This window comes from Cryptosporangium aurantiacum (assembly GCF_900143005.1).
GTDB lineage: Bacteria > Actinomycetota > Actinomycetes > Mycobacteriales > Cryptosporangiaceae > Cryptosporangium > Cryptosporangium aurantiacum.
The window spans coordinates 302,607-318,501 of record NZ_FRCS01000010.1 but is presented as its reverse complement, the minus strand read 5'-3'; the positions used below and the strand labels follow the sequence as shown (position 1 = coordinate 318,501).

Sequence of the window (15,895 nt, the reverse complement as noted above, 5' to 3'; positions counted from 1 at the left end):
ATGCCCTCATTTGACGAAGCCCGGGAGCCGCTCACCGCCGCTTGTCGCCATGAAGACGCCGACGCTTGCACGGTAGCTGCACGAGCCTCGGCGCGGCGTTCGAGGCGGATGCTATCGGCCACCACGCCGCGCGAATCCGAGCGGGCTATCGCACTGAGCGAAGAGGTGAAGGTGCCGTACGCGCCACGCTGACGGCCCACTCGCATGACCAAGCCCTCACGAACCCGGGCCCTACCTCCGCCGCTAGGCCGAGGTAGGTGTTTCGAGGGCGGTGCTCCCATCCGACCGGTCGGGCGTCTCAAGGACGGTGGCTGCGACCTGGACGAGCCGTGCGGCGGGGTTGTTGCGGCGGGCGGCTTTGAGGTACCGCGCCGCGCGGGATCGGTCGCCGTTGGCCGCGGCCGCCAGTGCGGCGATCGCGTAGGCCTCGGCGCGGTGGCCGGGCGGCTGCCTACGGGCGGCGCGACGGCTGTGGGCGATCGCGCGTGGCCAGTCGCCGTCGAGGTAGGCGGTCTGCACGGCCAGTACTTCGGCTAACTCCATCGACCGGGCGAAGTCCGCGTTCCTCGCGGCGCGCTCTCGGATCTCGGCGACGACCGAGGCGTGGTGCTCTGACGCGATCTCGCCGCGCAGCACCGCCCGGAACAGCGCGATCGCCAGGCAGGTGCGCACCAGCGGCGTCATCGCGTCTTCCGGTCCGGTCAGCGCGGTCCGGAGCGTGTGCACGGCGTCGGTGGCGGTGGCCGTCTCCTCGAGCGCGCCGGCGCGTAGGGCCAGGAGATAGCTGTCGGTCCAGTGCCCCGGCACGGCCGGGACGTCCGCAGTCATCCGGACCACCTCCGCGTCCTCCCGACGCTGCACGGCAAGCACGACCGACGTCAGCCGAGCGCGGGACCGGGCTTCGAACTCGGAAAGAGCCGCGGGCAGGGGCGCGACCGGCCTGCGATCGGCGAAGAAGCTCGTGACGCAGATCAACGCGGCAGCGCCCAGGCCGAACAACCATCCCGAGGTCGTAAGCGCGACCGTAGCGAGACCGGCAGCACCGATGGCAGCAGCGAATGCGAGCATGACGCGGAACGGCGTCTGCGGGCGCCGACCGTCTGCGGCTCCGAAACCGCCCAGGTACACCGCGAACGGCAGAGCACGCACCTGGACGAACCGACCGCTCGCGAACTGGTGGTACCACAACCGCAGGCCCACGCCGACCCCTGCTGCATAGACCGAGCCACCCCCTGCCGCCCACACGACAGTGGTCAGCGGTGGAAGAGCCAGAAGCCCGACCAGCAAACCGAGCACAGCCCCGACGCCGTCCAGATCACCGTCGGTGGCCGCAAGCAGGCGAACGAACGCAGCCAGTACCAGGAGAAACGCGACTGTCATCGGCCACGAGCGCAGGTTCACGGCGGCAACTCCCATCGCGGTGTCCGTCTTGTGCGTTTAGAGCAGAGGCGCCGCCGTGCATGGCAGCAAGACGAGCATGACCGGCCGGCCGGTCCTCGAGGCGCACCCACTGGCGAGCCCGCGCCGACGACTCGCCGGGGGTCGTCCTCGACGATGCCGACTACGAGCGGGAAGAACCGCAGCCAATCCCGGCGAGCCGGCTCCACCATCGGACGCGGACAAACTCACCCGGCGGCCAAGCCGGACGAGTCCCGGCCACACCGGGCGAATGTGTACTCGGCGGCAGTCGAGTTAGTCTTCCGGGTCTCAGTTGGCCTCGCGCCGTCGGAGCGCAGAACTGCAGACTCGTGTAGCGCTGATCGTCGAACTCATACGACGTCGGCATCGGTGAGTCGGTGAAGGAGATAGCCGGTTGCAGACCGGTTCGTGATGTCGACGCTCAACCCATCGGGAGCAAGCACCGCGACCGGCCAGGAGTCGGGATCAGCAGCATGAGGGAGCCAGCAGCACACCTCCTCGCGCTCGGTGCGCGCCCACGGAATCAGTCCGCCTGGGGCGGGCCACAGGAGGAAGGCGTGACCGCCGTTGTCTCGTCGCATCCGGGCGACGTCCTGCAAGAGTGCCATCTGAGCGTGCCAGTCATGTTCGGTGGCTTGGTCGCCGGGTACAAGCAATGCCACGTCGGCGATTCGGAGCGTAGGCACCCGGTCGATGAGTCGTCGATAGTCGGCCGGGAAGATCGAGGGCTCGAGGGCGGTCGGGCGGGGCAAGTTTCGGTGTGGCTTCAGACCAGACGCCGCGGCGCCAGATACTTCGAGGAGCGCGTCGACCGCATCGACGGGTTCACGCAATGGCCGGCCGTCGTATGAGACCGGCATGGCCTCGCCAGGAACGTCCGAAACGGGTCCTTTCTCGAAGGGTTCGAAGGCGACGGGGGTTCGTTTGAGCGCGTCATAGTCGGCCAAGACGCTTAGCCGTTCAGCGCCGAAGAGCACCTCGGTCAGAACTTCGGTCATAGGGCGGTCAACCTGCTGCCATCGCGATCCGTCATCCTCGATGATCAACGTCGGCCACTCGTCGGGGTTCTCACTGTTTGCGATCCAGCAGAAATAAGGGCTCACGTTCGCGATTCCCCAGGCGATCAGCCCGCCTGCGCCGACCGTGAGTGGAAACGGCGGATCGTCGAAATCGGCGAACTCCTCGATCATCTCCACGAGCGCACCTGTGTACCGCAGCACGTCCTCACCGGTGTTTTGCGCTGGGTGATAGATGGTGAGGTAGTCCTGGAACAAACCCGGAGGGAAGTGCTCGCAGTACCCCTCGTAGTCTTTCGGCACCCGCACGCCGAGGGCGGACTGGAATGCGGCCCAATCAATCGGTACCGTGGAGTGAGGACCGGAATAGAGATCCTTCAGTCTATTCAACATCTCGCCTCCATGCTTGCGCCGGCACATCGAAGCGCTGATTGATAATTTCCGCTGAATGATAGTACCCAGTGGAGGAGCTGATAGTCATCGAGACAGCGTACGGGATCTTACTCTCTCCGCGATACAGGGGAACAACCCGGTAGAATACGGTCTCTTCATTCGCCACCCGCCGGGCCACATCCTTTTCCCAGCGGTGGAACATTTTCCGGACGTTGGTGTCAGCCTGATAGATCGGAATCAGGTTGTCGTATCGCGTTCCGTCCCCGCCCAACTTGTTGCCGATAAGGTGGCCTCGCGCCAGACCGAAGTGCTTCTTGTAGCCAGCGATGGGTAGCTCAGCCGCTGGGGTTCCCCCGCCAGGCAATGCTCCTTGATAGCAGGCCTCGGCACCCATCGCGCGGTCAACGCCTTCTTTGCCGGAACCGTCCAGGCCCCAGTAGCGGATCGGATCGCCTTCCCACTCGCCCGATAGGCAGCCGCGCTCCTCCTTACGTAGCGGGGAAGTCGCCAGTGATCCCTTCTCCCACGGTCGTTCTTGCGCTGTCGGCTTGTCGTCGAGGACGAGCCCACCCGAACCTATCGACGAAGCCTGCTGCGCGGCCACCACGGTGACATCGGCTTCCGTCGCCCTGACCTGCCGGTCCAGGGTGGCCTGGTCGATTACGGGCCGGTAGGCCGGTCGGGCCGCAGGGGTGCGGGCGACGTTCAGCATGAGTTGCTTGCGGCTGGGTGGCGGCGGCGGTGACGGCGGGCCGTAGCCCCCGCCGATGCGGGTGTAGCCGCCGCTGGAGTAGCGCGGCCCTCCGCCGGAGTAGTGCGGTCCTCCGCCGGCGTTGCGCGATCCTCCACTGGTGCCGGTGGGTGGTTTAGGGAGCTTCGAAAAGTCCAGGTAGCTGCTACAGGAGTTTCCGCAGCGGCTTGTCGTCGCGGTGCCGGGCGCCTGGTTTCCGGAGAAGGCGGGCCGGACCCAACGCGTGCCGATGTACTGACCGGCCTTGTAGGCGAGTTTGGCGGCGTCGTAGACGTTGATGACCAGATTGACGCCCGGGACGGCGCGGCCGATCGTCCGGATCGCGGGTACAGCGGGTTTGACGAAGCGGACGATCGGCGCGGCAGCGCGTGTGATTTCTTTGACCGAGAGATGACCGGTGGGGTCCGTGTGGTTGAGGGGGTCGGCGTTGCCGTAGGTGTAGCGGTTGCCCTGGACCGAGGGGTCGGCCGGCACCGTCATGGTGTCGCGGCTGTTGAACCCGCCGGTCGCTGGCGTGTACCAGCGGGCGTGCATGTTGACCCGTCCGGTGGTGGGGTCGGTGTACTCGCCCTGGTAGCCGAGGCTCGAGCCCGTGCCGGTGGTGCCGGTGACCGCCCCGAAGGGGTCGTAGGCAGCGGCACCGGTCAGAGCCGTGCCAGCGGTGTTGAGCGCGGCGGTCCGATCGCCGTGGGGGTCGGTGACCGTCCAGGACGAGGTGCCGTTCTCGGTGGTAGCGAGGAGATTGCCGGCGGGGTCGCGGCCGTAGCGAGCAGTGGCGGTGCCGTCGCTGTTGAGAACGGCCACGGGGTCGTTGGCGTCGCTTGAGTAGGCCAGCGTGGTGGTCTGCCCGCCGCTGGTGCGTTGGGACAGGCGGCCCAGGCCGTCGTAGGCGTAGGAGACAGGCCCGTCAGCGACCAGCCGATCGAACGCGTCGAACTGGGCCGTGGTGGTGGTTCCACCGCTGCTGGTCGAGGCGAGGGTGCCGCGGGGGCGGTAGGTGTAGGTGTTGCCTGCGCCGCTGGTCAGCCGGTTGCGTTCGTCGTAGGTGTAGGTCGTGGAGCCGACCTTGGTGCGGTTGCCGGCGTCGTCCCAGCCGTAGTCGACGCTGGTGCCGTCGGGCTTGGTCCAGCCGGTCAGCCGCCCGGACCTGTCGTAGGAGTACTGGTGGGTTCCGGCCTGCGGAACGCCTGCGGTGATCTCCTTGGTGCGCTGGTCGTCCTTGTTGTACTCGTAGGTCGCCGACGTCAGGACGGCGTCGGTCGCGGACTTGGTCTGGTCGGTGGTGAGCCGGTCGAGGTCGTCGTAACCGAGGACGCGTTTCGCGCCGGTGGTGCCGTAGGTGATGCCGGTCAGGCGGCCGGCGTCGTCGTAGGCGCGGATGTAGGTCTGGCCGGTGGCCGGGTCGGTGCCGCTGGTGAGCTGGTCGGCGCCGTCCCAGCCGTAGACCGCGGTGCCGGCCTTATCGACCCGCCGGGTCAGGCGGTTGTTGCCGTCGTAGGTGGAGGTGGAGGTGACTCCGCCCGGCGCGGTGGTGGTGATCGGGTTGCCGCGGTCGTCGTAGCCGACCGTGAGGGTGCCGCCGGGTGCGCTGATCGCGGTGGTGCGCCCGGCCAGGTCGTAGCCGTACTCGGTGCCGGTGGTGGCGGTCTCGGCGCCGGTGCCGGTTCGGGCGGTGAGCCGGCCGAGGGCGTCGTAGGTGTAGGCCAGGCGGACGCCGCCGGGCTGCAGCACGCTGGTGGTGTTGCCGGCGGCGTCGTAGCTGGTGGTCCAGGTGCGGTCGGTCAGGTCGGGGTGGGCGGTGGTGGGTGATTCGGTGACGGCCTGGATCAGGCCGAGGGTGTTGTAGCTGGTGACGGTGATATTGCCGCGGCCGTCGACCAGCCGGGTCAGCGCGCCGTTGGCGTCGTAGCCGAACGTGGTGGTGATGGTCTTGCTGTCGGTGACCGGTTCGGTGAGCGAGGTCATCCGCCCGCCGTTGTCGTAAGCCCGGGTGGTGGTGTGGCCTTCGCCGGAGACGGTGGTGACCGGGTTGCTGTCCGCGTCGTAGGTGGTGCGGCGGGTGCGGAGGACCTGTTCGGTCTTGTCGAGATCCTTGACCGCGGTGTTACGACCGGCGAGGTCGTACTCGGCTTCGACAGCCAGGCCGAGCGGGTCGATGACGCGCTGGAGACGCCCGGCCAGGTCGTAGCGGTAGGTCGTGTGCCGGCCCAGATCGTCGACCTCGCCGGAGAGGTCACCTTCAGGGTTGTAGGTGTACTGGCGGACAGCCCCGCTGGGCGCGGTTGTGCGGGTCAGACGACCGGACAGGTCGTAGGTGTGGCGGGTGGTGTAGGCAGCGCCGGTGGGACGGCGTTCGACGAGAGTCTCGGTGACCTGGCGGCCGAGGTCGTCGTAGGTGGCCTCGATCCGGGCGCCGGTGGGGTCGACGATCGCGGTGAGCTCACCGGCCAGGTCGTAGGTCATCGTGGTGACCCCGGACGGGGCGCCGCTGGTCGCGGGCGGATCCGTGATCTTGACCGGGCGGCCGAGCTGGTCGTAGACGGTGGTGCGGGTGGCGCCGCGCGGGTCGGTGACGGAGGTCGGCCGACCGGCGTCGTCGTAGGCGGTGGTGGCGCGCGGGGTGACCGCGGTGGCGGCGCCGGGCGCGGTGTAGGTAGGGAGAGTCACCGAGGTGGCGCGGCTGTCGCGGTCGTAGACCGTGACCGTGGTGCGGCCCTCGGGGTCGGTGACGTGGGTGGTGTCACCGGCGGTGTTGTAGCCGTAGCGGGTGCCCGGACGGTGGTCGTTGATCGCGGCGATGCCGGTGCGGTGCACGGTGATCGGCGGCTGCTTGATCTCGAGCGGGCGGCCGAGCGCGTCGAAGCGGTAGGTGGTGCGGTGGGCGTCGGGGTTGCCGCCGGAGACGTTGCCGCGCGGGGACACCTCGTCGGTGACCAGGCCCCGGTCGTCGCGGGCATACGTGGTGACCAGATCGGTGTCACCGTTCTCGACGGTCTCGCGGGTGACCCGGCTCATCGGGTCGTAGGTGAACTCGACCCGCTCGATGCGGTCGCCGCTACCCGCGGTGCGCTCGGCGGAGAGCACGTTGTCGTCGGCGTCGTAGGTGTAGGCGACGCGGCGGTTACGCCCGAGCGGGTCGAGGGACTCGCGGATCAGCCGGGAGGCGTTGTCGTAGGAGTAGTCGGTGCGGACGGCCCCGCCGCCGGTGATCCGGAAGGTGAGGTTGCCTGCCGGGTCGTAGCCGCGCTGGTCGACGATCTCGTTGACCGGGGTGGTCGAGTCGTTGAGCCGGGCGTTGTTGACGATGGTCATCCCGAGCAGGTCGTCGTCGTAGTAGACGTAGGACTCGGTGCGGCCCATCGCGTCGACGTGGACGGCCAGCCGCCCGGCCGGGTCGTAGGCGTAGGAGTCCAGGGTGACGTCCCGCGCGGACTCGGGCGCCAGTGGGCTGCCGGTGTAGTCGCGGACCACCCGGAGCGCGAGTTCCCCGCGGGGGGTGTAGATGTACCCGTACTGTGTGCCGGTCGCATCCATCAGCAAGGTGCGCGCGCCGGTGGTGTCATAGGCGTACCGCTCGACGCCGCCCTCGGGGCTGGTCTGCGTGGCGAGGTTGCCGTAGTCGTCGTAGGTGGAGGTAACCGTCCGGGTCGGGTCACCGCCGGTGGTGTCCGACAGCGCCTCGGTCAGCGGGTTGGAGTCCGGGTCGTAGGTGTAGGTGACCCGCGCGGTGTGGGTGGTGCTCGTGACGGTGTTGGTCGCGGCCGGGGCGGTGGTGGTGACCGGCCGGGACAGCCCGTCGTAGGTCGTGGTGGTGACCGCGGGGGTTTCCAGGGAGTCGGCGGTGACCTGGGTGCGGACCGGCCGGCCGATCTCGTCGTAGGCGTAGTCGGTGACCAGACCGGCCGCGTCCGTGACGCGAGCCAGGTCCCCGGCGGCGGTGTAGGCGTAGCGGGTCTCGTTGCCGCGGGCGTCCGCGGAGGTCTCCAGCAGACCGGCCGGGGTGCTGCCGCCGCCGACCGCGCCCTCGCTGCCGTCGGTGTAGGTGTACCGCGGGCCGCGGAGAGTGGGCTGGCTGGACGGGGTGGGGAGGCTCTGCTCGGTCTGCTCGCCGTGTGCGTTGTAGAACCAGCGGGTCTGGAAGGTGCCGTCGAGGAAGTGCGCCGACCGGCCGTCGAGGTAGGCCTCGAGCTGGTCGTTGCGGGGGTCGAACGGGTTGTTGGTCTCCAGGTGATAGCTGAAGTACTCGGTGTGGCAGGTGTTGGCGTCCCGGCAGCGGACCCGGCCGATCATGTTGCCGCGGACGTCGCGGTAGAAGGTGGTGCCGTGCCCGTTGGCGTCGGTGACCTTGGTCAGGTAGCCGGTCAGGTCATAGGTGTAGTGCGTGGTTTTGTTCAGCTGGTCGGTCTGGCGGGTCAGCTGCCACCCGCGCAGCGGGTCGTAGGTGGACGTCGTCGTGCCGTTGCGCGGGTCGGTGACCGTGACCGCGCCGACCGGGTTCTCGACGGTGCCGGTGACGCTGATCGGGCCGATCTTCCAGGTGCCGCCGTGCCGGTCGGTGTGCTGGCTGACCCGGTCCTGACCGACGTCGTAGGTGATCGACGCGTGGGTGCGTCCGCTCGGCAGAGTCACGGTCTTGACCTGCTGGGCAGCAGCGCGGGCCCGGTAGTGCTCCTGAACCGCGGTCAGGCCGAGAGGCTTGGCGTAGACGGCGACCTCGTCGAGGTCGCCGGTGAGCGCGAAGTACCCGGCGTTGCCCGGGGTGGCAGGCCAGGACGGGGAGGTGTAGCCGTTGCCGAGGTAGGTGTAGGGCGCGACTGGGTGGTCGATGGTGCCGGCCAGGGTCCCGACGAGTTTCCCGTCGAGGTAGAGGCTCTGGGTGTTGCCGCCGCCGGAGAGTACGACGTGGTGCCACTGGTTGTCGGTGACCGTCCCGGACGAGGTGATCGGCGAGGTGCTGCCAGTGGCGAACTGGCCGCGGAGCTTGCCGTCGGTGCCGACATACAGCGCCGGAACCGCGTTGGCACCGGTCGCCGGTAGCCGCCCGCCGCCTTGGTGGCCGACGAGGACACCGCCGCTGGCGGTGCGGAACCACAGCTCGACGGCCAGGTAGGCGCCGTGGCGGGTCAGGGCGCGGTCGGGAAGCCGCACGTGGGATTGGCCGCCGGTGACCCTTACCGCGGTGTCACCGGTGCCGGTCAGCGCGCCGGGCACTCCGAGGGTCACGCCGGAGTAGTGGCCGTTGTCGGTGTTCAGGCGGGTCGAGAGGGTGCTGACGGCCGGGTCTCCGCTGCTCTCCCCCAGCCGCCAGTAGGACTGCGGGGGCGCATCCAGGACGACGGTGCGGTAGTGCGATCCGGTGCCGTAGCCGTAGGTGGTGCAGTTGGGTGCGGTGACCGGCGCGCACACGCTGGTGAGGGTGTCGCCGGTGTAGGTGTAGGTCCAGGCCAGGGCGGTGCCGTTGACCGGGTCGGTGGCGACCCGGGTGACGTGGCCGCCGGTCCAGGTGAAGGTGAGTTTGCGGCCGCCGACGCCGGTGACCGTGGCGAGTTTGCCGTCGCCGCCATAGGCGAGGGTCTGGGTCCGGCCGCGGTGGTCGCTGACCTTGACCAGCCGGCCGGCGCTGTCGAATTCGTAGCTGGTGGACTGTTTGTCCATCAGCCGCCAGCCCCCGCCGTCGCGGGTGGCGAACGTGGCGAACTGGCCCGGCGGTGGGGTGAAGGACCCGTCGGCGTTGCGGCCGAACCGCACCTGCTGCCCGTCGGGGTAGGTGACCACGACGTTGCCGGTGCCGTCATTGTCCGGTTCGACCTTCATGTCGAAGCGGGTGCTCCAGCCGGCGCCGAACGCGCTAGTGGTGCGAGGGTCGAGGCTGTTGTAGGTGCGGACCACCGACAGCGGCGGACCGGCGCTGGCCACCGAGGCGTCGGTGACGGTGGTGGTGTAGTTACCGATCAGCGCGTTGACCTCGGTGCCGGCGGTGCCGCCGGAGGCCAGGTGCGAAGTGATCGCCGGTTGCTGCACGGCAGTTTTGAGCAGGTACAGCGGCCCGACGACGGTCTGGGAGCCGTCGTTGACCCACACCGTCCAGTGGTAGTTCTTGCCCCACTGGAGCTTTCCGGCCGGCACCTGCCACGTCCGGGAGGTCTGCCACGGCGTTTGCTCGCACCAGTCCCAGTTCGGGGCCTGCCCGGCGCAGATCTGGAACCAGTACTGCACCCCGCTGGAAGGCCACCCGTCGAGGTTGTCCGCGTCCGCGGACAGCTGCGGGCGGAGCGTCCCGACTTCGTAGTTGTGGTCCGGGGACATGTCGTTCAGCCGCGGCGGATGGTCGGGAATGGTCACCGTCAGCTGCGCGGTGCGCGGTACACCCCACTGGTGGAACTCGTTGACGCTGTGGAGCATGTCGAACATGACCGTCCACGTGCCGGGCGGCAGCGGGTTGATCCTGGCGTTGAACGTGTGCGAGTACCCGTGCACCACGTTGGAGGTCGGCGCGGTCTTGGCCGACTCGTGGTAGACGCGGTTACCGGCCTGGTCGTACACCTGGTAGGTGAGGTAGTAGTCGTTGGACGGACCCCAGGTGTCCTGGCCCTCGTTGGCGACCGTCACCGGCACGTACCCGGCCTGAGTCGGCGTCACCGCCGGGTTGATCACCGGCGGGTTCTGCGGGAACGAGTAGACCGCCTCGTACGGGCTGTAGGTCACCGCCATGTACGGGCCGTTGATCGTGTCGCGGCTGGCGAATTTCTTCCACGCGTTGGAGTCGCTCGTCGACGCGCGGACGGTGATGCCGTTGTTGGTGCCGCCATCCGCCCACCGCTGCACCAGGTTCTTCCCGGCCGTACCGAGCGGGACACCCGCCCACGAGGACGGGCACGCGCTGCTGGACGCCCCGGGCGCGATGTAGCCGCGGGCGAACGGCGAGGACGTCGCGATCGGCGTCGCGTTGAAACTCGGCCCCGGGTAGGCGGCGATGGAGGTCTGCGACCAGCTCTGGGTGACGTCGTGCACAGTCACCGAGCGAGCCGCCGAGCACGAGTACGACCAGATCGGATACAGGTAGAGCTGCGCCCCGTAGATCGTCGCGTTGTGCAGATCGGTGGCCAGGTTCCCGAACGACATGTAGGTCGCGGCGACGTGCGCGCCGGCGTCGTAGGTGCCAGCCCGCAGCTCGTGTTCGGTGTAGGTCGTGGTCGTGTAGCCGGTCTGCACGTAGGTGTCGGCCGGCGCGGTGAAGTTCCAGTACGTCGTCGGGTCGACCGTCACCGGGTAGACCCGCGCCGGGTCGGCCAGCCACGCCTTATCGGCGGTGACCTCCAGGACCGTCTTTCCGCCCTCGGTCAACAACCGGTAGGTAACGCCCTCCGACCGCACGCCGTCGCCGGAGCGCGGATCGCGTTTGGAGTCCTCCATGTAGCCCTTGGGAATCCGGCCAGCGATCGTGCCATCGGTCGCCACCAGCTCCACCGCGCCGGTGTCGTCCAACCGCGCGGTGACGCCGGAGAGGGTCAGCGGAAACTTCCACACGTTGGTGGCCGGGACCGACTGCAGAACCAACGCTTCCTTGACGCCGCCACCCGGGATCGGCTGGAGCACCAGATCGGTGCCGGGGAGCACCTCGGAGTACGTCGCGGTGTCCCCGTCCACCGAGGCAGTCACCGGGGCGGCCCCAGCCAGGCTGAAAGCCGCCGTTCGCCGCTCGTCACCGAGCTCGAAGGACGCCAGGCTCGCCGCATCCGACCGGCTGGCCAGCGAGATGTCGCTCGCGTCGGCGCGGACCCGCCACCGGCCGCCGTCGCCCACCAGCGTGGTGTCGATCTTCGCCCACGACTTGTCGGCCTTCTGGAAATTCCGCGGCGTGGTGCCGTACTCCGCGGTCAGCGTGCCGTCCTGATTCTGGAAGACGGTCTTGAACCGGCTCCGCTTCCCCGGCACCTCTTTGCTCGTCGTGCGGTCGAAGCCACGCACGGTAGCTTTCGGCGTCTCCTCGACCACCCGCGGCTTGGCTCCCGGCAACGCCGGCGGCGTCGGTGCCTTGAACATCGAGGACTTCGGCGCCTTCTCCCGAACCGGCTCCGGCGCTATCGCCTTGTCAGGTGCCGGTGTTTTCCGGGTGATCGCGTCGGGCTTGGCCTCCGTGGTCTCCGCGTCGACCAGATGCGGTTTTCCGGCGGCCGAGCCGGTCCGCTGATCCGGTGTGTCCGGGGGCGCCGCCGGTACACCCGACGGGACGCCGGCGACTACCGCCGCCCGCACGAGCTCAGCCGGCACCAATCCCAGCACGACGACCAGGCTGGTCACGGCCGCCACCAGAGCCGTCCGCCGACGCGTCCACATGCGACGGCGGACACGACCGAACAGGCGCCGACGAGTAGCTGCCGAGCGGAACACCACGCACCCCCAAGGGCACCGAAGACACGAGCCGCGTCAGATTGCCGACAGGGAAATACGCCGGGCTATTGATTGCGGGAAAGCCGCAATAGGTCTGTGGTTGACCCGAAATGACTTTGCGGGTTTCCCGCATTTCTCGGCGGGTTCCGGTGAATTCCACCCGAGGCGCTCTGTGACGTCGCCTCGGCGGGGCGGTTCATTGGCAGTACCGGATGACAGAGGCGGACGCTGGACGATTCGGGCTAGAGTGCGCGCATGACCGACCCCGCGGGCCTCGCTCCACCGGGTGGGGTGACCGTGGCGGTGGTCGATGACCACCCCACCACGCGCGCGGGCACCCGGCTGCTGCTCACCGAAGCCGGCTATCCCGTGGTCGCCGAAGCCGGCGACCTGGCCGGCGCACGGAACATTCTCACCGCCCGGACGACGCCGAGCGTTCTGGTGCTGGATCTGAATCTGCCCGACGGGCACGCGCTGCAGCACCTGCCGGCGCTCCGCACCCTCGCGCCCGCCGTTCCGATCCTGGTGCTCTCCGCGCAGGACGACACCCCGGTCATCCGGGCGGCGCTGGCCGCCGGCGCCGCCGGGTTCATTCTCAAAGACGCCCCAGCCCCCGAGCTGGCCGCAGCCGTCGCCGAGGTCGCCGCCGGCGGCCACTACGTGCAGCCCCATCTGGCCACCCGCCTGGCCCGCAGTCCGTACCCCGCGGGCGTGCCGCTCACCGAGCGGGAACAGACTGCCATCCGGCTCTGGGCAGAGGGCTATACCAACACCCAAGTCGCCCAAACGCTCATGGTCAGCGTCCGCACCGTCGAGTCCATCCGCGCCAGCCTGCGAAATCGTCTCGGCCTCACCGACCGAGCGCAGATCGCGGCCTACGCCCGCACCCACCTCCGGTAGAGCCGATCACGTCCCCGATCCCTATCTGCGCCTTAAATCCGCCCGGCAAGTCGGGGCACATCGGTCGATGATTTTCACAGCGATCTACTAACAAGCCGGTTCGTACGGTTTCATGTCGCCGTGTTCCACTCCGTTCGGGCGAGCGACGCGACGACGGTCCAGACGCTCCGGCAGCGGCTGACCAGCGCCTGCGTGATCCTGCTCGTCGCCGGTGTCAGCCTCGATCACCGACCTCTCCCGTACCTGGTCAACACCTTCGTCGCGCTGGCCGGTGCTCTCATCGCCGGCGGGCTCGCGATCCACGCCGGGCCGCGCACGCGAGTTCTCTATCTCTCCGCCGCTTTGTTCGGCTCCGCGGTCGCGCTCTCCGGTCTGCCGATCTCCGAACAGCTTCCCCTGGTCGGAACGGTCCGCGCGGTCTACCTGCCGGCCCTGGTCCTCGTCGTCGTCGCGGCGGTCCTAGCCTGGCCCGAAATGCGCGCGACGCTCAGTCAAGAACGGGACAAAATCCGCACCGCGGCGATCGAGAACCACCGTGCCTACATCAGCCGGGAATTGCACGACGAAACCCTCCAGGCGCTCATCCACCTGCGCCGCAGCCTCGAGCACGCCGCCGCCGGCCCAGACGCCACTGTCCTGCGCCACGCCGCAAAGGACGGCGCGGAGCTGGCCGCCGAGCAGATCACCGCGCTGCGGGACATCATCGCCGACCTGCACCCGCCGCTGCTGACCGAACTCGGGCTCGCCGCTGCACTGGAGACCCTCGTCGACCGCACCGCCCGACGGCACCCGCAGCTGACCCTCGGCTTTCAGGTCACCGCGGACGGGCCGACCGACGGGACTACGCCGATCGACAGTGCCACCGCTCTGAGCGCCTACCGCATCGCGCAAGAAGCGCTCAGCAACGCCCTCAAACACAGCGGCGCCACCCACATCACCGTCACCCTCGTGCACCAGGCCGACGGGCTCACGCTTCGAGTGTCGGACAACGGCACCGGCATCCATCACACGGACGGCGTCAACGCATCACACGAGGAATGCGGCGGAATCGGCATCCCCGCGATGCACGCCCGCGCCGCTCTGCATCAGGGTCAACTGACGATCAGCGTCGGCACCGCGTCGTCTGACCCGTGCGACTTGACCGGCACCACCGTCAGCGCGGCACTCCGCGCTTCTGCCGAAGACCGTCCCTAGGCACCATGCGCCGCGCGGGCGGTTGCGGCCATTCCGCAATCGGATTGCGGGTTTTCCACAGACTTCCTGCGGGCTGTCCGCAAAGACCTCGCCGTGGCCGTGAGCAGCACAGAGGCTGACGATCGTTCGGTCTCCTGCGCCACTGAGGTGACACATGCCCGCCCCGCTCGTCCCGTCTGGGGACGCCGCCGTCGCGTCTCACGAGTCCGACGGGTGCCCATCCGCCGGCCTGGCCGCTTGCGGCTGACCGCCCGTGTCGCGTTACCTCACCCGCGGCCGGCACCGCGCTGCCGAGCCCGCGCCGTGCTGCTGCGGAAAGCGCCGCTGCCGCCGCCACTCTCCCAAACTCAAAGGACTCGCAGCCGTTCTCCCCTTGCTGCTGTTCGCCGCCGGACTGCTCATCACCCTTGATAGCGGTCCGTCCAGCATCGACATCGAGGCGCGGCCTGCGCTACCGACACTGCCGCCACCGAACGGCACGCAGTCGCCTGACTCCGCCCTCACGCCGCCCGATCCGGCCGCCCCTCCCAGCGCCGGAGCGACGCCGCCGCCCGCGACCGCAACGTCGATTCCTGCGCGGGTTCGCCAACAGGAGATCGCCGCGGAAGCCGTCGCCGAACACCTCGAGGAAGCCCGCACCGACCTACAAGCCATGTCCAACGAGCACACCGCCGCAGCCGACCAACTCGGCGAAGCCGCGCGTGCCCTCGTGACCGCCCGCGCGGACGTGGACCGCTGGACCCGCAACTCCTACATCGACGCGGCCCGCCGGCCAGCCGGGCTGGCCACCGACCCGCGCAACCGCATGTTCGGCCAGCAAGCACCGGCCGCCGGCGCCCCGCTCGCCAACCTCCGCGCCGCCGAAGCCACCCACCGCGCCGCAACCGACGAACTGACCCGTGCCGCGACGGCCGCCCTCCGACAGCAACAGCGCGTCCTCGAGCTCGCCACCGATCTCGACCAGCGCGGCAAGGCCCTTCAACAGCTCCGCAAGGCTCACCAACCCACCCTCGTCGCCGCCCGACGTCAACAAGAAGTCACCGACGCCGCTTCGGCCGCCCGCTACCTCCGCGACGCCGACGGCCGCGCCGGAAAAGCCGCCGTCAAGGCCGTCGAATTCGCCCTCGCACAGCGCGGCAAACCCTACGAGTGGGGCGCCGAAGGACCCGACCGGTACGACTGCTCCGGCCTCGTCCAAACCGCCTACGCCCACGCCGGCATCCGCCTGCCCCGCACCGCACGCCCCCAGTACCGGGCCACCCCGCGCGTGTCGATCACCGCGCTGCTCCCCGGCGACCTCCTGTTCTTCGCCACCGACAAGTCCGACTGGAACACCATCCACCACGTCGCCCTCTACCTCGGCCAAGGACGGATGCTGCACGCTCCGACGACCGGCGACGTCGTGCGCATCGCTCCGGTCTGGTGGGCCGAGTTCTACGCCGCCACCCGCGTCGTCCCCGCCGCCACCCCACCGGCAACGACTCCGCGAGCGACCCCGCGAGCCACGCCGAAGGCCACACCGACGCGCACGCCTACACCCACGCCCACTCGTACGCCGTCGGCTAGCCCCGTCCCGACAACGCCGCCGCCGTCCACGCCGACGCCGAGCGCCACCTCCCCGGGGCCCACAACGCCGCCAGCGGCAACGCCGCCGCCCTCCCCGACGCCCACCAGCGCCGCTCCCGATCCCACCCCCTCGGCAACGCCACCTCCTGTCATCCCCACCAACCAACCGTCAGCCACCCCATGAGGAATTCACCGAGCGAGCGACAGCGTGCCCGTGATGCTCGGCCAAGATGACGACGCCTTCACCCAATGCAGACCAGCGGCC

Annotated in this window: 6 protein-coding genes; 3 read left to right on the top strand and 3 right to left on the bottom strand. The window is 69.3% G+C overall.

Annotated elements, in window-relative coordinates:
- Positions 1-243: 243 nt before the first annotated feature.
- From BUB75_RS30060 to BUB75_RS48235, 3 genes are all read right to left on the bottom strand, one after another.
- Positions 244-1,380 (bottom strand): hypothetical protein, encoded by a 1,137-nt coding sequence (locus BUB75_RS30060; protein ID WP_143175495.1) that lies wholly within the window; start codon positions 1,378-1,380, stop codon positions 244-246.
- 389 nt (positions 1,381-1,769) lie between these two features.
- Positions 1,770-2,828 (bottom strand): hypothetical protein, encoded by a 1,059-nt coding sequence (locus tag BUB75_RS30055; protein ID WP_143175494.1) that lies wholly within the window; start codon positions 2,826-2,828, stop codon positions 1,770-1,772.
- Positions 2,818-11,880, bottom strand: coding sequence for a DNRLRE domain-containing protein (locus BUB75_RS48235; protein ID WP_178380012.1), 9,063 nt, complete (start codon positions 11,878-11,880; stop codon positions 2,818-2,820). Before BUB75_RS48235 ends, BUB75_RS30055 begins: the two co-directional genes overlap by 11 nt.
- A 345-nt stretch (positions 11,881-12,225) precedes the next feature.
- On the opposite strand from BUB75_RS48235, the gene BUB75_RS30045 reads away from it, so the two are divergent.
- The 3 genes from BUB75_RS30045 (at position 12,226) to BUB75_RS48230 (ending at position 15,814) form a co-directional block, all read left to right on the top strand.
- Positions 12,226-12,870 (top strand): response regulator transcription factor, encoded by a 645-nt coding sequence (locus tag BUB75_RS30045; protein ID WP_073261524.1) that lies wholly within the window; start codon positions 12,226-12,228, stop codon positions 12,868-12,870.
- A 192-nt stretch (positions 12,871-13,062) separates the two neighbouring features.
- Positions 13,063-14,064 (top strand): sensor histidine kinase, encoded by a 1,002-nt coding sequence (locus BUB75_RS30040; RefSeq protein WP_143175493.1) that lies wholly within the window; start codon positions 13,063-13,065, stop codon positions 14,062-14,064.
- Positions 14,065-14,437: 373 nt separating this feature from the next.
- Complete coding sequence (locus BUB75_RS48230; RefSeq protein ID WP_084741882.1) at positions 14,438-15,814, top strand: NlpC/P60 family protein; 1,377 nt, start codon at positions 14,438-14,440, stop codon at positions 15,812-15,814.
- Positions 15,815-15,895 lie beyond the last annotated feature (81 nt).

Excerpts from the sequence above, each read along its gene's own strand:
- BUB75_RS30055 (WP_143175494.1), bottom strand. The coding sequence starts at position 2,828 with ATGTTGAATAGACTGAAGGATCTCTATTCCGGTCCTCACTCCACGGTA.
- BUB75_RS30060 (WP_143175495.1), bottom strand. The coding sequence starts at position 1,380 with ATGACAGTCGCGTTTCTCCTGGTACTGGCTGCGTTCGTTCGCCTGCTT.
- BUB75_RS30045 (WP_073261524.1), top strand. The coding sequence starts at position 12,226 with ATGACCGACCCCGCGGGCCTCGCTCCACCGGGTGGGGTGACCGTGGCG.